Below are 16,792 nucleotides of genomic sequence, written 5' to 3'. Positions count from 1 at the left end.
GGATATTTGTATAATCCATAATATCGATAATGATAATTATTATCAATTAAAAAGTCGGGTGAAAATATGGCAAAGTACTTTTTTTCAAGTTCTTTCCTATTGTTTTTAGGAAATTGGATTGGACATATCACTTTAAATTGGTATGTGTATTCGTTATATCATAACGCAATTTATCTTGGACTGATTAATTTTTTCCGCCTTGTACCTATTTTGCTCATAAGTGTATGGGCTGGTGCAATAGCAGATCGATATAATAGGGGGAAACTACTGAAAATAACTATCTCTTCCTCTTTTCTACTTACCACTTTACTGTGTGTCTTAATCTTTCAAGATTGGGATATACCGATTGTAGTATTTTTATTATATTCTTTGGGTAGAGGTATGATGAGTGCAATAGAAACACCAGTACGTCAATCTGTGCTACCAGATTTGTCGAAACGCTTAACAACAACTCAGGTGGTTTCATACCATTCATTTATTATTAATATTTGTCGATCAATAGGTCCTGCTATAGCTGGTTTAGTAATGGCAAACTATAACGCACAAATAAGTTTCAGTATACAAGCGATATGTTACTTAATATCTCTGATACTATGTTTGCCTCTAAAGTTTGAACAACCGCATTATAATGAAGTGGAAAAACAAATGAGTATTAAATTTGTGTTTGAATATTTTAAGGATAATAGCGTGGGTACAAGGATATTTGTAACATCCTTGTTTATCATGGCTAGCGGTTTTACATATACTTCACTATTACCAGTTTTAACAGATAAGACGTTCCCTGAACAAGTCACGATGTTTGGGACAGCGATGACATGTTGCGCAATAGGTGGAATTATTGCGACGATGATTTTACCTAATTTATTAGAAAATATTCCTATGGTGAAGATGTATTATTATAGTTCGATATTATTTGGCGTCTCTTTGTTAGGCAGTATTAGCCAGAATACGATATTATTTTTTATTTCAATATTCTTAATCGGTCTGTTCAGTCAATGGGCGCGTACAACCAATAGGATTTATTTTCAACATCGTGTTAAATCAGAGCATCGAGGGAAGGTATTAAGTGTTGTAATGATGGATAGGGGGATGATTCCTTTAGGTGCTATGATCATGAGTTTTTTAACAGAATATATAGGTGTTATTGAAACATTTATAATTATGGGATTAAGCACCTTAACGATTGCATTAATATTTGGCATGATTAACAGACAAAGAAGAAACGGAGGCAATGTTGTATGATGCATCATTTATGGAAATCAGCAGATTTAAATATTCAATATCGCATGTTTAATGCGATTCTTAAAGAACATATTTTTCCAGAGAAAATGTTTTTTAAATCTTTTGATAACTGCGTAGAACTACAATATAAAGGACAAGCATTAGCTGTTAACTATATCAGAAAGAGTCCGTTAATGCGTTATGTTTTTGAGGGTGAGCTACGTTATATTAAAGGTGATGCAAGTGTCACTATTAAAACTTTGGAACAATTACTTGAAATATTAACAAATCAATTTGATATTCCTATTAGCGCTAGACTAACTGCAGAGTTACAATCAAGCCGAGAAGGTTTAGCGATGAGTTATGAAAATTTTAAGCATAGACAATCTAACATTCGTGATAGTTTGAAATTTTCAAGAATGCCTAGGACCATCAACTTTTTTACATGGCTTCAACATATGAAAGAAAATAATGGTGTAAATGATTTAATTTATTCTGAAAGTCTTGTAGAGGAAGGCCATCCTACGCATCCTTTAACTAAAACAAAGCTGCCATTAACGAAAGAAGAAGTTAAATTATATGCGCCGGAATTTGAAAAAATTATTCCATTGAAAATTATGCTTATTCATAAACAATTTTGTATAGCAACTGCGATGGAAGGTGATGAACAATATATCATCAATCAAGTCATTCCTGAATATAAAGATAAAATAAAAGTATTTCTAGCTTCACATGATTTAGAATTAGCAGATTATCGCATTATACTTGTACATCCATGGCAATATGAAAATGTTATTCCACAACAATTTGGTCATTGGATAGAAACACAACGTCTTTTAGCGACGCCCTTTGACATAAAATCCAAAGCAACATTGTCTTTTAGAACAATGGATTTGCTCGATAAATCTTTTCATGTCAAGTTACCAATCAATGTACAGGCGACAAGTGCAGTGAGAACTGTTTCATCAGTAACCACCGTTGATGGCCCGAAATTAAGTTATGAGTTACAAGATATGATGGATGTATATCCTCAATTGAAAGTCGCTATGGAGCCCTATGGTTTACATGCTGATACAGATGAAGATAGCGCACGACAATTAGCTTGTATCGTGCGCTATCAGCCACAAATTTCAAACACTGGTCTCACGATAGTAACAGGAAGTTTAGTCAACAGAAACCCTGTAGATAATCAAATTATTGTTGATAGTTATATAGAATGGCTTGGTTTAAAAGTAAGCAAAGCTTCAATTAAAACATTTATTAGTAATTATGCATTAACGCTTATAAAACCATTAATAGCGTATATCCAAGATTATGGTATTGCTTTAGAAGCACATATGCAAAATACCATTGTTCATTTGGATCAAGAATTTAAAATGGAATTTTTGATTAGAGATTTAGGAGGCTCAAGGATTGATTTAAATACGTTGAGGGGCCGATTACCTCACATTAATATTACTAATAAAAGTTTAATAGCTGAAAATATTGAAGCGGTAATCGCAAAATTCCAACATGCAGTCATTCAAAATCAAATGTCAGAACTAATCCATCATTTTACACAATATGAAGATATTGAAGCAGATGAATTATTTGAACTTGTGCGTGAAGCTGTTGAACAATCTATTGACCCTCAAAAAGCACATGCACAAATATTACGACAAACCTTATTTGGATCCAAGATTAATGTAAAAGCATTGTTACGCATGAGAATGGAAGGTAAGGTTAAAAATTATTTAACTGTAGATTTAGATAACCCTTTAAGTAAAGAGGTGTAATTATGGCAAAGATCAAAGTAAATCTTTCTAAAATTAAGTACAATGCCATGACTTTAAGTGCGCTTTTAAATCAGCACCATATTGATTTTACACCTGTGATTAAATGTGTGGCTGGCGATGAAAAAATCGTTGAAATGTTTAAAAATATTGGCATTACACATGTTGCAGACGCAAGAATCAGTAATATTCAAAAAAGTACGGATAAAGCAATGTCTTATACATTAATTAGAAATAGTAACCGTAATGAATTAGAAAATTTAGTTCATTACGTTGACACGAGTATTCAAACTGAATTGGCAACAATACGACAAATCAATGAAATCGCAAGTAATTATGATGTGAAACATAATATATTGTTAATGGTTGATTGGAAAGATGCTAGAGAAGGTGTGTTGACTTACGATGTGATTGATTATATTAAAGAAATTATTAACATGCATCATATCTATCTTAAAGGATTGGCTTTTAATTTTATGTGTTTTAATGCAATTGCTCCGACTGAAGAAGATGTTAAGCTGATTAATCAATTTATAACTTCAATCGAGGAAGTCATGCATATGCAATTCGATGTTATCTCAGGTGGCAACTCTAGTATGCTATTACAAATGCTTTATAATGACTTAGGGAAAATTAACGAATTAAGGATCGGAGAAACTTTATTTAGAGGCATTGAAACGACGACGAATCATTCATTTGATACTTTATATCAAAATGCCATCATTTTAGAGACAGAAATTGTGGAAATTAAGCCACGTATTAACGTAAATGATGGTCAACATTATTTACAAGCAATTGTAGATATAGGAAATTTAGACACAGACGTCAACGATATTCAACCATTACATCATCAAGTGAAAGTTTTGGGTGCAACGAGCGATCACCTTATGATAGATTTGTTAAATAATGAACATTATCATATTGGAGATAAAATTCAGTTTAGCCTAGGTTACAAAGCTTTAGCGCAAAGTATGTTTGTGCCTAATTTACCAAAAGACTATAAGCGTGATGATATCATTGAAAAAATGTGTTATCCCCAAATTAAGGGAATATTGAATAAAATTTGATTTTTATCAAGTTTTAATAAAAAAATTATTGACATTGAGAATCGTTATCAATAAAATTAGATGTGTAATGATACATATCTAAGGAGTGAAAACGATGAAGCAAAGATCTAAATGGATGGGTCTGTTATTAATTACAGTAACGCTTATCTTGCTAGCGGCTTGCGGTAAGGTTAGTGACAATGGTTCTGACCAATCTAAAAATGACGACAAAAGTAAAAACGGCACAACGATAAAGCATGATGGGGGAACAACGAACATTGATAAAAAACCTAAACGTGTAGTTGCACTTGAGTTTTCATTTGTTGATGCATTGGCTGCATTAGATATTAAACCGGTTGGTGTGGCAGATGATGGAAAAAAAGAGAGGATTTTAGCACCGATTCGTGAAAAAATAGGTGATTATCAATCAGTGGGTGCACGTAAACAACCAAATTTGGAAGAAATTAGTAATCAGAAACCAGATTTAATTATTGCAGATAGCAACAGACATAAGGGTATACAAAAAGATTTAGAAAAAATTGCCCCAACGATTATGTTACCAAGCTTTGATAGTGATTATAAAGATAACCTAGATGCTTTTAAAACAATTGCTAAAGCTACAGGTGAAGAAGATAAAGGAAAAGAGAGACTAAAAAAACATAATGAGTTAATGGATAAATACAAGAAAGAAATAACAATGGATAAATCACAACCAGTATTAGCGACAGTCATTGCCAAATCTGGTTTGCTCGCACATCCAGAAAACACATATGTTGGTGAATTATTGAAAGAATTAGGCTTTAACAACGCGCTTAATAAAACTGAAACAGATAACCTATCTAAATATTTGAAAGGACCATATTTACAACTAAATTCAGAAGTGCTTTCAGATATTAATCCAGGACGCATGTTTATCATGGTGGACAAGGGAAAAAATGATCCAAACTTGAAAAAACAAGAAGAAGAACCAGTTTGGCAAAGTTTAGATGCTGTTAAAAATGATAGAATTGCAGTTGTAGATAGAAATACTTGGGCTCGTGCACGAGGCATCATTTCTTCTGAAGAGATAGCTAAACAATTAGTAGAGATTTCAAAAGATGAAAAAAATGATAAACAACAAAAGTAAGGTGAACGGTAAATGACTAAGTCTAATAGCATTAACCAAACCAAAACTGAAGATAAGAAACATAATAAACGCACAGCACTCACATTTATTGTGAGTGTGTGTGCGCTTTTTGTGATTATTTATTTTAACTTAAGTGTAGGAGCATCTCATATTACATTAAATGATTTTAATGATTATTTTTTAACACATTCACATACTAAACAAACATTTTTAATACATAATGTACGAATCCCAAGAATGTTAGCAGGATTATTCATAGGTGCAGCGCTAGGGTTAGCAGGATTGTTAATGCAAGCAATGACTAGAAATCCATTGGCTTCTCCTCAAATATTTGGCGTAAATTCTGGCGCATCTTTCGTGATTGTATTGATTACTATGATCATGCCTTCATTGTCGACTTATGCCACGATATTCGCTTTTATAGGTGCATTTATAGGAGGGCTTACGGTTTATGCATTATCTGGCTCAACAAAAGGGATGACACCCATTAAGTTAGCGCTTGCTGGAATGGCTATCCATTTATTTTTTTCAAGCATGACACAAGGCATTATCTTATTAAATGAAGATGCTACATCAACGGTAATGTTTTGGTTAGTAGGTTCTTTATCGTCGATTACATGGACGCAAGTTTTAGGTATCTTGCCGTGGTTGATACTTGCATTTATTTGTACAATTATCATTTCTAAACAATTGACAATCATGGAATTAGGTGAAGATTTAGCAACTTCATTAGGCCAAAATGTTAAATTAATAAGAATGATTATTGGTATCTTAGTTATTGTACTGGCAGGTACTTCTGTTTCAATAGCAGGTCCAATCGGTTTTGTAGGTTTGATTGTACCGCATATCGTTAAACATTATATTCAAACAGATTATAGATTAATGGTTCCTTTAACAATGATTATCGGCGCAAATTTATTATTATTATCTGACGTTTTAAGCAGATTGATTGCCTTTCCTTTTGAATCACCTGTAGGCATAGTAACGTCATTTATAGGTGCTTTTTATTTCTTAGCATTTACAATAAAAGGGGTGAGAAGGCTATGATGAGACCATTCATATTTCGATATTCGCTTGTCACAGTATTGTTATTGATTGCGTCGATTGCGTCTCTTTCCATAGGTGCTGTATTCATCAATCCGTTTGAAGCAGTAAGTAGCCTTTTTACACAAAATAATTTTATTATTAACGAATATAGAGCACCAAGAATGTTTTTAGCATTAATTGTAGGTAGTAGCCTTGCCATTTCTGGCGCATTAATACAGGGCGTTGTAAGAAATGCGCTAGCTTCCCCTGATGTGATTGGTATTACCAAAGGTGCAAGTTTATCTGCTGTTACAATTATCATGTTATTTCCATCAGCGCCTTTATTTATATTACCGTTTGGCTCTTTTGCAGGTGCATTAATTATCAGTATGATTTTAACTATATTAATATCAAAATTTAATGTAAAAGGTTCTAAGTTAGCGCTAATTGGTTTAGCGATAGGTGCGATATGTACAGCAATCGTGCAATATATGCTCATACGTAACCCGCTTGATGCTAATACGGCATTAGTCTGGCTGACAGGTAGCTTATATGGTCATAGTATGTCAAATGTGTGGGTGATATTACCTTGGTTTATTGTTACATTACCAGTGATATTTTATTATTGTCATCAACTAGATATTTTAACATTAGGAGATGATATAGCGATTGCACTCGGAGCAAAAGTGAAAAAGGTAAAGGCAATACTTTTATTTTTAGCTGTTATTCTAGCAGGCGCTTCAATATCTGTTGTTGGGGGTCTAAGCTTTTTAGGACTTATTGCACCTCATATGGCTAGACAGTTAGTTGGTCACAAGCACAAACATATTACATTTATGTCTGGTTTGTTAGGCGCTTTAATTTTAATGATAAGTGACAGCCTAGCAAGAGGTATTCACCCGCCAATTGATATTCCAGTTGGTGTTATCGTCGCTATTGTTGGTGTGCCTTATTTTCTGTTTTTATTAAGAAAATTATAAATTTAATATATAAAAGATTGAAAAAGAAAACGCTTTCATTTAAAGTAGAGGCTGAGAAACAATAGATTCGTACTAGCCTCATTGCACATTGACAGTAAATGACTGAGCTGAAAATAAAAGTCCACTTCATTTTTTATCGAGTTAAAGGGACTTATGCATGAGCGACGGCTCAAGCAATTAATTTATAATTTTTTCAATTCTAGTCATGCTTGCCGGGGTGGGACGACGAAATCTATTTTATAAAATTAGATTTCTGTTCCACTCCCTTTTATTATCTATAAAAAATAACGACATTAAAAAGACATAAAAATTTGATTTACATATTTATACAAAATAGGTTATAATTATTGCTGTTGCTTTTAAAGTGTTTATAAAAATATATACACACCTAAGGGGTGAACAAAATGGACGATTACAGTAAAGCACAAATTATTAAAGGAAGATTAAAATTCATTTTGATGTCAGTTTTGGGGATCATACTATTTTTGATTCCTGTAACTGTGACTGAAGATGGCGAAAAGCAAACAACTTTACCAGTGGCATTTTTAGCAGGCTTATTAAAAGATTTATTAGGTGATGCGATGCCATTAATCATTGTAATAATAATAACTATTTCAGGTGTTTTATCTATCATCTGTTCGACGGTATTAAAAAATAAATTGCAACCTGAAGGATTAATGAATAATGCATTTAATGTCAAATTTGTTTGGCTTATTTTAAGAATTTTAGCCGTAATTTTTGTCTGGATGACATATTTAAAAATGGGATCAAAAGCAGTTTATTCTGCTGATACTGGTGGTTTAGTGTTTGAAAGTTTATTACCAACGCTTGTATCTGTATTTTTCTTTGCTGCGCTTTTTTTACCTTTATTAATGGAGTATGGCTTATTGGAATTATTAGGACCTATTTTCAGACCAATCATGAGACCATTATTCACATTACCAGGACGTTCGACAGTGGATAATTTAGCATCATTTATTGGTGATGGGACAGTTGGTGTTTTAATAACAAGTAGACAGTATGAAGGTGGTTTTTATTCTAGACGTGAAGCGACAGTTATAGCCACTACCTTCAGTGTAGTATCATTAACCTTTGCAATTGTAGTTGCAGAAACAGTACATATGCAAAATCATTTCTTTTATTTTTATTTATCAGTAATTGTATCATGTATTGTATGTGCTTTGATTTTACCTAGAATATGGCCGTTGAGTACGATTAAAGATGAATATTCAAAAGAAGTATCTGAGGAAATGCGGACTGAAAAGTTACCTGCAAATAAAACTGCTTTGAGACATGGTTTTGACATGGCTACTGAAACTGGAATCAAAGCACCAGGATTCAAATCGTTCTTTAAATCTGGTTTTAAAACAGTTATAGATATGTGGTTCGTTATATTACCTGTTGTGATGAGTGTTGGAACTTTAGCTACGCTCATTGCGACTTATACTCCAATATTTGGAATTATAGGTAAACCTTTTGTTCCTTATTTAGAGTTATTGCAAATTCCAGAAGCTGCACAAGCTTCAGAAACTGTCTTGATCGGTTTTGCTGACATGTTCTTGCCATCTATTTTAATTGAAGGCGTTGGAAATGACATAACATTGTTTGTCATTGGTGCTTTAAGTATTACGCAGTTGATTTATTTATCTGAAGTGGGTGGCGTGATTTTAGGATCTAAAATCCCAGTTAGTATTTTTAAATTATTTGTTATTTTCTTGATTAGAACAATCATTGCTTTACCGATTATTGCATTAATGGCCCATCTTTATTTTAATTAAATTAAACAAAATAAAACACACATAAACTCGTATTTGAAATTATTTTAAAAGTGATTGACCTTTAAAACGTTTCTTATATGTGTAAATGTGTGTGTTTTATTTAATTAGTGAAGTTTTGTTAAAACAGTTGCTTTAACGATTTTATTTCCTAAAATAGGTGATGGTTCATCTTGTGAAGAAGTGTTTCTTTGACTGTGCGCCTCTTTAAAAGCATCACTTTTTAGCCAACCATTAAAAGCTTCTTCATTTTCCCACCACGTATTAACATACATTTGGTCGTAATCTGTCTCGTCGTCTATTAACCATACTTCAATATGATGAAAGCCATCTAAATCTTGAATTTTTCCACCTTGTGTAAATTTCGGAGCTAGCTTTTCAGCAAACCCTTTCTTAACATCTATTCGATTAGTAACTACATACATATTTTCCACCTACTTTCATTTTGATATTTTTAGTATAGCATTTAACTAAACTGTTATCTGATTGCAAACCCTTATTTATTATTTCATGTGTTTGCATATAAAAAGAAGTGAAATCCTATTTTTCAGAATTTCACTTCTTTTTATAATCAATTAAATTCACTAAATTTAACTTTTAGTGACTACTATTTTGTAATTTCATTATAAACTTTTTGATCATTTTGTGTGTAAATAATGTATTCATGGTTATCAGTATCGATGATAACACGATTAGTTTTTCCAAATGTAGAACCAATACGTGAAACTTTATCTCTATCTAATTTTGGAACTGCATGGATATTTTGATCTTGTGAAACATTTTTAATCTCGCTTGTTGGAATCTTAATATCAGCGACTCTCCATTGAATTCTTACTTCATTGTTATCTTTTTTTACTGTCATTGCCATATCGTGAACACATCCTTTAAATTATTTATAGCTATAGCATACAATAAAAAGTAATCGTTTTCAAGTGATTGTGTGATACTTTTATTTATTATGTCATACTATTTGTCTTTTACGAAAGTATGTTCGCATTATTGTGGATTTTATGGTAAAATTTAGCCGAGAAAAGGGGCAATGAACATGACAGGCAAAACTCACACATCATGCGGTTTGTTAGTAGGTGCATTAACTATAGAATACTATCAGACAGATTTATTTACATCGATAACAATAATGACACTTGCAGTTATATCAAGCTTATTACCTGATATTTGTCACACGCAGAGTAGAATTGGCAGGCGATTCAAAGTATTAAGTTTTTTTGTTCGTATACTGTTTGGGCACAGGACATTCACACACTCGTTATTATTTATTTCTATAATTGGTATCCTTTTATATATTATTCAAACACCAGAGTATTATTTAGTTTCAATTATCCTTGGTTTGCTTTCACATGTTATACTAGATATGTTAACGCCTAGAGGTGTAAAGTTATTATATCCAATACCGTTAACGATTAAATTCCCCTTAGTTTTTAAAACAGGTGGCTTAGTAGACTTATCGTTAGCAGGCGCGCTTTCAATAGGTGCACTATACGTATTATTCAAACCATTCTTTAATCATTTCTTTTTAAATTTATGATGATTATGGTTGTGATTATATTTGTAATAATATAAAGTGCATATAGTGAAATTATATATTCCTATTAGATATAAGATATATTTTTTATCTATTTTGAATATAAAGGAGAGAGGACATGTTAGATAAGAAAGAGTTAGAAAAGTTTAACCAAGAACATCTAATAGAATTTGAAAAATTAATGAGTAATAATGAAAAAGAACAATTAGCTAGTCAAGTGGATCAATTAGATTTAACTTACATTCAAAATTTATATCGTGATTTGTATTTAAATAAACAAATAATAGATGACATATCTTCAGTAAATGAAGTGAAATACGATATCAAAGAAAATTTCTCTGAAGAAGAAATTAAACAATTTGAACATGTTGGCCTAGAAGCTATTAAAAAAGGAAGATTTGCAGTAGTTTTAATGGCAGGCGGACAAGGCACACGATTAGGATACAAAGGACCTAAGGGTGCATTTGAGATTGAAGATGTGAGCCTATTTGAATTACAAGCACGTCAATTACTAGAATTGAAAGAACAATCGGGTGTTTATGTAGATTGGTACATTATGACAAGTAAAATAAATGATAGTCAAACTCAGTTGTTTTTTGAAGAAAAAAATTATTTTGGATATGACAAGAACCACGTTCATTTCTTTATTCAAGATAATATCGTTGCATTATCTGAAGAAGGAAAACTTATTTTAGATGTAGATAGTTCTATTTTAGAAACGCCAAATGGTAACGGTGGTGTATTTAAATCACTGAAAAAAGCAGGCTATCTTGAAGATATGACTGAAAACGGGGTTGAATATATCTTTTTAAATAACATTGATAATGTTTTAGTGAAGGTGTTAGATTTGTTTTTTGCAGGATACACTTTCCAAAATAGTATGGATATTACGACGAAATCGATTCAACCTAAACACGGTGAGAGTGTTGGAAGGTTAGTTAAAAATGCTGATAAAGATACCGTGCTTGAATACTCTGAACTAGAAGCGGAAACTGCAAATCAATTAAATAATGCAAACATTGGTATACATATGTTTAAGTTACAATTTATTAACGCTGCTGTAGATAATAAATTGCCTTATCATTTAGCAGTAAAACAGCTTAAACAATTGGATGACGATTTTGGAATTATTGAAAAACCCGCTTTAAAATTTGAATTATTTTATTTTGATATTTTCCAATATGCAAATAGTTTTCTTACATTACAAGTGCCAAGAGAAGAAGAGTTTTCTCCGTTAAAGAATAAAGAAGGAAAAGATAGTGTAGAAACTGCTACAGCTGATTTAAAACGTTTAAATAGGATCTAAGAAAAGGTGATTACACTAATGACTAAACCATTAGAGGTTAAAAGTAATAAAGTCACTAAAACATTTAAAAATATCATACCATTAACATTTGGAGAAGAAATTGGTAATGCAGTATCACATGGCGTCGCTGCCTTTGTAACATTATGCGCTTTACCATATGCAGCGTTACAAAGTTATTTTGCGCATGGTATTTTAGGTTCTTTTAGTGTTTCTATCTATGTAATAAGTATTTTTTTAATGTTTTTATCTTCAACGGTATATCATACAATGCCTAATCATTCGTCGCACAAATTTATTCTTAGAATCATTGATCATAGCATGATTTATATTGCCATTGCCGGTACCTATACACCTGTATGTCTAGTGTTAGTAGGTGGTTGGATAGGTTGGACAGCAATGATAGTTTTATGGGGCATAACCATTTGGGGCATACTCTATAAATCATTGGCTAAACATGTAAATCATAAGCTTAGCTTAACGATGTACTTAGTGATGGGTTGGATTGGGATAATATTTTTACCTACAATTCTTTTCGATACGAGCTTGAAGTTTATGTTATTCATATTGTTGGGTGGCATAGCCTATACGATAGGTGCTTGGTTCTATGCACAAAAAGAGCGACCGTATTTTCACATGATTTGGCATTTATTTATTTTAATAGCTTCTGTGTTTCACTTTATAGCTATTTTATATTTTATGTAATGATCGAATAGATGGAACGTTTTAATGTAAAACATTATTAATTTATAAGATTAATGAGATTAAAGAAATACAGCTAATCAGGGAAGCGGGAGATAAATCAAAATGGTTCATTTGATTTTAATTCTCGCTTTCTTTTTAGTCATTTTTATAGGGCAAAAGAAGTAATTTACTGGAAACCTATTGAACTTAGGCACAAATAGTGATTTAGTAATGATTGATAATGAATGTTTCGTGTTAGGAGATTAAATATGAATATAAAAACATTTGGTGTTGTTGTTGCATTAATACTAATTATGTTTATGTCTGCAATTGAAACTTCAATCGTTTCATTAGCATTGCCAACTATAAAAGAAGATTTAAATGTGACTGGTTCAATATCACTGATATTTTCAGTTTACTTTATAGCAATTGTGATTGCTAATCCAATTGTAGGTGAATTATTGGATCGCACTAAAATTATATACATAACACTTTTGGGATTAGTATTTTTTACAATTGGAAGCTTTTTTTCAGGTATAAGTAGTACATTTGGTATTTTAATTATCTCGCGTTTTATTCAGGGATTGGGTGCAGGAATAATGATGGCTTTGAGCCAAATTGTACCAAAGCTTGCTTTTGCAATTCCTTTAAGATATAAAATTATGGGAATTGTAGGTAGTGTGTGGGGGATATCCAGTATTATAGGTCCGGTCTTAGGTGGCGGAATTTTAGAATTAGCTACTTGGCATTGGTTATTTTTCGTTAATATACCTATCGCTATCATCGCCATGTTATTGGTCATATTTACGTTTCATTTTAAACATGAACAGACGACAACTTCACATAAATTAGATATGAAAGGACTTATGTTATTTTATCTGTTTGTTTTCTTTTTAATGTTTACAGTAATGAATAACAATCTGTGGTATTTAAATTGTCTTTCATTTATTATAGCAATTATTATGGGTATGATATTAATTAAAAATGAAAAGGGTGTAGCAGCTCCTTTCTTCCCTGTTAAAGAATTTAATAAAACTATCATACTCGTTTTTACTACAGATTTTTTATATGCAATGATACTGATGGGATATAATTTATATATGCCAATATATCTACAAGAAGAACTGGGTCTGTCTCCCTTGCAGAGTGGATTTGTTATTTTTCCAATTTCCTTTGCTTGGTTAGTGTTGAATTTTAATTTAAATAGGTTAGAAGCAAAAATGTCTAGAAAAGGTTTGTATATATTTGCTTTTACTCTTTTAACAATATGTGGCATTTTTATATTCGCAGGTACAAAAACACCGATATTTATAGCGTTTAGTTTATTGCTGGCTGGTGTTAGCTTTGGAACAGTATATACGAAAGACAGTGTAATAACTCAAGAAGAAACGTCACCTCAGAATATGAAACGCATGATGTCACTATATACATTAACGAAAAGTCTAGGTAATTCTATCGGCTCTACAATTATGGGAACAGTTTATGGTTTAACGGTTTCATTTATCCATTTACCGATACACAATGTGATTATACTTAGTCTTATCATCTTAATCATATTGTTTGTACTTTGGCAGACACAATATAAACAAGATAATCACAAATGCAATTCTTAGAATAAAAATGAAAAGTCATATGTATTTTAATTATTAAGCAAGTATTGAAGTTTAGTGAATTTTAATACTTGCTTATTTGTATTTTGGTGTATGTTGTTATAATGGTAAAATAAGAAACAGTTTTTTTAATTAAGAATTAATGTAAAATAAACAGAAAATAAATTAGATGAAGGGGAGGACAGTAAGCAATGAAATATATAAAGTATTTATTTACGACGCTTATTGTACTTTCGGTATTTATCATTTCAGGTGCTATATTTCTTGCATTCTTAGGATTTGGTTTATATGGATTAAGTCGTATCCTTATATTTTTTCATCTAGCATACTTTGGTTATAATAAAAGTTTTTATGATAACTTGATCTATTATGGTAGTTATATCGTATTGGGTTATTTTACATTGTTTATCATTGAAAATTTGATGGATTATTTTAGGAAAAAACTACCAGATAACCCTTATTTTCAAGGAATAACGTATCATTTAATAACATTTACTGTTACCACATTACTATTCTATTTTATAGTTCACATTCATTATGCATATATAGATATTGATTTTTGGGTAATTGTTGTAATTATGGGTATGTTATTTGTGTGTAAAGAAGTCTTTTATCCTGATAGCGAAAATCTTAATCAGAATAAATAGTCGATGATATAAGTGGTGAGAGGTGATTAAGTGTCCGTAGAATATTTGTCTAAAACAAATAGAAACATGATTGTTGCGGTTATGATTATCAGTGCTTTTATTGCTATATTAAATCAGACACTTTTAAATACAGCTTGCATTAATGCACTTCATAAAAGAGAGATTTCTCATGGAGCTGCAATAAGTAATTTTGGCCGTGTTACTACGGGCTCCTTAGGCACTGCCTTGATGGTTACAGTTATGACAATAGGAACAAAGATATATACTCAGAATGCTAGAGGTATAGAAAATAAAGAACTATTACAACGACAAGCGATTGCTAATGGTGTGGAGTTCTCATTTATAGTTATTAGTGTATTCGTTATTATTGGGTTTATCATAGCTTTGTTTATTAAGGAAAACAGGGATGTCAACGAATTTAACATGCGAAAGGTATAAAGAAAGTATAGAGGTTAGCTCCAGTTGTTAAGAATTAAAACAAACTGAGCTAACTTCTTTTGTATTACTAAGATTATATTTATACTAAATGTAAACTACTTAAAGCAAAATTAAGTGATGTTTGTTAGAATATTAATGGATATATTTATAAAATAGAGGGGGACGCTTTGTGTTAACGATAGAGCAAGTTAAAGAACTTGTTGGAGAACTTAAAGATCCAATTATTAATGTTCCTTTAAAGGAAACAGATGGAATCATAGAGGTAACAACAAAAGATGAGATAGAACATGTAAGTGTGAAAGTGGCAATGGCTCAGTTAGGAGGACAGCCTCAGTTAGATTTACAAATGGCTATTGTGGAAGTGCTAAAAGAAAATGGTGCGAATACTGTTGGGATAAGGTTTGAGGAGCTGCCGTCTGATGTTGTTGAACAATATAGAGGTAACAGTGATGACCAACCACAAACAATAGAAGGGCTATTATCAAAAGATAATCCTGTTGAATTTATAGCGATTGCTTCTGGAAAAGGGGGCGTTGGTAAATCCACTGTTGCTGTAAACTTAGCTGTTTCACTAGCAAGAGAAGGCAAAAAAGTTGGACTCGTAGATGCTGACATATATGGATTTAGTGTTCCAGATATGATGGGAATAGATAAAAAACCGGAAGTAGACGGCAAAGAAATTATACCGGTTGAAAGACATGGTGTTAAAGTAATCTCAATGGCATTTTTTGTTGAAGAAAACGCACCAGTTATATGGAGAGGACCTATGTTAGGTAAAATGTTAACTAACTTTTTTGTTGAAGTACGATGGGGAGATTTAGATTACCTGCTTTTAGATTTACCACCAGGTACTGGTGATGTTGCTTTAGATGTACATACGATGTTACCATCCAGTAAAGAAATCATTGTTTCTACACCTCATCCAACTGCAGCTTTTGTTGCAGCAAGAGCGGGAGCTATGGCTAAACATACAGAACATTCTATATTAGGTGTCATAGAAAACATGTCATATTTCGAAAGTAAAGAAACCGGAAATAAAGAGTATGTATTTGGTAAAGGTGGCGGAGAAAAATTAGCAGATGAGTTGCAAACTGAGCTTTTAGGTCAATTACCTTTAGAGCAACCATCATGGAATCCAAAAGATTTCGCACCATCCATTTACCAAGCAGAAGATCGACTAGGTAAAATATATCAATCAATGGCAAAACAAATCATCGACAAAACAAAAAAATAAGGTTTTTAGAAGCGTGAGTAGAAAATTAAAGTTTTCTACTCATTTTTTTCTCTTGCAATTTTTTGAATTGGTGTTAAAATGATTTCTTGTGACCAACAAATGTGTTGTTATATAGTTGTAAAAGTTTGCTACAAAAATTTATATAAACCATTGACTTTTTATAGTCAAATTGATAATATATAAAAGTCGTCAAAAACGGCAAAACATTATTTAAATAAATTTTTAAAAGTGTAAAAAATATACTTGAAAAAAAGGAAATAATATTTTAATATTATTAAAGTGATGTTAAGTGATTGTTAAATAAATTGATTTTTTGTTGACGAAACGTTAACGAAGATGATAAGATAGAAAAGCAATTATTTATCGAAAATGAACATTGAAAACTGA

General features: G+C 31.6%; 16 protein-coding genes. 14 read left to right on the top strand and 2 right to left on the bottom strand.

All coding sequences use genetic code 11. The features are described from left to right. Positions 1–66: 66 nt before the first annotated feature. From KA833_RS02405 to KA833_RS02375, 7 genes are all read left to right on the top strand, one after another. A complete protein-coding gene (locus KA833_RS02405) occupies positions 67–1,242 on the top strand; it encodes an MFS transporter (protein WP_064209393.1) in 1,176 nt (391 codons plus the stop codon). Continuing rightward, positions 1,239–2,996: an IucA/IucC family protein gene (locus tag KA833_RS02400; RefSeq protein ID WP_210128059.1), complete on the top strand. Its 1,758-nt coding sequence runs from the start codon at positions 1,239–1,241 to the stop codon at positions 2,994–2,996. Before KA833_RS02405 ends, KA833_RS02400 begins: the two co-directional genes overlap by 4 nt. A 2-nt stretch (positions 2,997–2,998) precedes the next feature. Continuing rightward, positions 2,999–4,060 (top strand): alanine racemase, encoded by a 1,062-nt coding sequence (locus KA833_RS02395; RefSeq protein WP_046208400.1) that lies wholly within the window; start codon positions 2,999–3,001, stop codon positions 4,058–4,060. A 94-nt stretch (positions 4,061–4,154) separates the two neighbouring features. Beyond that, positions 4,155–5,165 (top strand): ABC transporter substrate-binding protein, encoded by a 1,011-nt coding sequence (locus KA833_RS02390; protein ID WP_046208399.1) that lies wholly within the window; start codon positions 4,155–4,157, stop codon positions 5,163–5,165. Positions 5,166–5,177: 12 nt separating this feature from the next. Further along, positions 5,178–6,212, top strand: coding sequence for a FecCD family ABC transporter permease (locus KA833_RS02385; RefSeq protein WP_070037706.1), 1,035 nt, complete (start codon positions 5,178–5,180; stop codon positions 6,210–6,212). Further along, entirely contained in the window at positions 6,209–7,171 is a 963-nt protein-coding gene (locus KA833_RS02380; protein WP_192946168.1) for a FecCD family ABC transporter permease, read from the top strand. The genes KA833_RS02385 and KA833_RS02380 overlap by 4 nt, the downstream gene beginning before the upstream one ends. Positions 7,172–7,575: 404 nt before the next feature. Then, positions 7,576–8,949, top strand: coding sequence for a YjiH family protein (locus tag KA833_RS02375; RefSeq protein ID WP_046208396.1), 1,374 nt, complete (start codon positions 7,576–7,578; stop codon positions 8,947–8,949). Positions 8,950–9,053: 104 nt separating this feature from the next. On the opposite strand, the gene KA833_RS02370 is transcribed toward KA833_RS02375, so the two are convergent. Both KA833_RS02370 and KA833_RS02365 read right to left on the bottom strand, forming a co-directional pair. Further along, positions 9,054–9,371, bottom strand: a complete 318-nt coding sequence (locus KA833_RS02370; RefSeq protein WP_046208395.1) for a heme oxygenase — start codon at positions 9,369–9,371, stop codon at positions 9,054–9,056. A gap of 182 nt (positions 9,372–9,553) precedes the next feature. Then, positions 9,554–9,814, bottom strand: a complete 261-nt coding sequence (locus KA833_RS02365; RefSeq protein ID WP_046208394.1) for a SunI/YnzG family protein — start codon at positions 9,812–9,814, stop codon at positions 9,554–9,556. A 177-nt stretch (positions 9,815–9,991) separates the two neighbouring features. Here KA833_RS02365 and KA833_RS02360 point away from each other — a divergent pair, with 177 nt between their 5' ends. The 7 genes from KA833_RS02360 (at position 9,992) to KA833_RS02330 (ending at position 16,405) form a co-directional block, all read left to right on the top strand. Further along, positions 9,992–10,492 carry a metal-dependent hydrolase gene (locus KA833_RS02360; RefSeq protein ID WP_046208393.1) on the top strand — a complete coding sequence of 167 codons (501 nt, stop codon included), beginning with the start codon at positions 9,992–9,994 and terminating at the stop codon, positions 10,490–10,492. Positions 10,493–10,607: 115 nt separating this feature from the next. Further along, positions 10,608–11,795, top strand: a complete 1,188-nt coding sequence (locus tag KA833_RS02355; RefSeq protein ID WP_046208392.1) for a UTP--glucose-1-phosphate uridylyltransferase — start codon at positions 10,608–10,610, stop codon at positions 11,793–11,795. Positions 11,796–11,813: 18 nt separating this feature from the next. Continuing rightward, the gene (gene trhA, locus KA833_RS02350; protein WP_046208391.1) at positions 11,814–12,497 is read left to right on the top strand and encodes a PAQR family membrane homeostasis protein TrhA; all 684 of its coding nucleotides are present in this window, start codon (positions 11,814–11,816) and stop codon (positions 12,495–12,497) included. 248 nt (positions 12,498–12,745) lie between these two features. Then, entirely contained in the window at positions 12,746–14,089 is a 1,344-nt protein-coding gene (gene sdrM / locus KA833_RS02345) for a multidrug efflux MFS transporter SdrM (protein ID WP_046208390.1), read from the top strand. A gap of 188 nt (positions 14,090–14,277) precedes the next feature. Further along, complete coding sequence (locus KA833_RS02340) at positions 14,278–14,733, top strand: SepA family multidrug efflux transporter (protein ID WP_046208389.1); 456 nt, start codon at positions 14,278–14,280, stop codon at positions 14,731–14,733. 30 nt (positions 14,734–14,763) lie between these two features. Beyond that, positions 14,764–15,171: an MFS transporter gene (locus tag KA833_RS02335; RefSeq protein WP_210128061.1), complete on the top strand. Its 408-nt coding sequence runs from the start codon at positions 14,764–14,766 to the stop codon at positions 15,169–15,171. A 169-nt stretch (positions 15,172–15,340) separates the two neighbouring features. Continuing rightward, positions 15,341–16,405: an Mrp/NBP35 family ATP-binding protein gene (locus KA833_RS02330; RefSeq protein WP_046208387.1), complete on the top strand. Its 1,065-nt coding sequence runs from the start codon at positions 15,341–15,343 to the stop codon at positions 16,403–16,405. Positions 16,406–16,792: the final 387 nt, after the last annotated feature.

This window comes from Staphylococcus sp. GDY8P67P (assembly GCF_017892545.1).
Classification (GTDB): Bacteria; Bacillota; Bacilli; order Staphylococcales; family Staphylococcaceae; genus Staphylococcus; species Staphylococcus ureilyticus.
This window is presented reverse-complemented; position numbering and strand designations above follow the sequence as displayed.

Excerpts from the sequence above, each read along its gene's own strand:
- KA833_RS02405 (WP_064209393.1), top strand. The coding sequence starts at position 67 with ATGGCAAAGTACTTTTTTTCAAGTTCTTTCCTATTGTTTTTAGGAAAT.
- KA833_RS02400 (WP_210128059.1), top strand. The coding sequence starts at position 1,239 with ATGATGCATCATTTATGGAAATCAGCAGATTTAAATATTCAATATCGC.
- KA833_RS02395 (WP_046208400.1), top strand. The coding sequence starts at position 2,999 with ATGGCAAAGATCAAAGTAAATCTTTCTAAAATTAAGTACAATGCCATG.
- KA833_RS02390 (WP_046208399.1), top strand. The coding sequence starts at position 4,155 with ATGAAGCAAAGATCTAAATGGATGGGTCTGTTATTAATTACAGTAACG.
- KA833_RS02385 (WP_070037706.1), top strand. The coding sequence starts at position 5,178 with ATGACTAAGTCTAATAGCATTAACCAAACCAAAACTGAAGATAAGAAA.
- KA833_RS02380 (WP_192946168.1), top strand. The coding sequence starts at position 6,209 with ATGATGAGACCATTCATATTTCGATATTCGCTTGTCACAGTATTGTTA.
- KA833_RS02375 (WP_046208396.1), top strand. The coding sequence starts at position 7,576 with ATGGACGATTACAGTAAAGCACAAATTATTAAAGGAAGATTAAAATTC.
- KA833_RS02370 (WP_046208395.1), bottom strand. The coding sequence starts at position 9,371 with ATGTATGTAGTTACTAATCGAATAGATGTTAAGAAAGGGTTTGCTGAA.
- KA833_RS02365 (WP_046208394.1), bottom strand. The coding sequence starts at position 9,814 with ATGGCAATGACAGTAAAAAAAGATAACAATGAAGTAAGAATTCAATGG.
- KA833_RS02360 (WP_046208393.1), top strand. The coding sequence starts at position 9,992 with ATGACAGGCAAAACTCACACATCATGCGGTTTGTTAGTAGGTGCATTA.
- KA833_RS02355 (WP_046208392.1), top strand. The coding sequence starts at position 10,608 with ATGTTAGATAAGAAAGAGTTAGAAAAGTTTAACCAAGAACATCTAATA.
- trhA (WP_046208391.1), top strand. The coding sequence starts at position 11,814 with ATGACTAAACCATTAGAGGTTAAAAGTAATAAAGTCACTAAAACATTT.
- sdrM (WP_046208390.1), top strand. The coding sequence starts at position 12,746 with ATGAATATAAAAACATTTGGTGTTGTTGTTGCATTAATACTAATTATG.
- KA833_RS02340 (WP_046208389.1), top strand. The coding sequence starts at position 14,278 with ATGAAATATATAAAGTATTTATTTACGACGCTTATTGTACTTTCGGTA.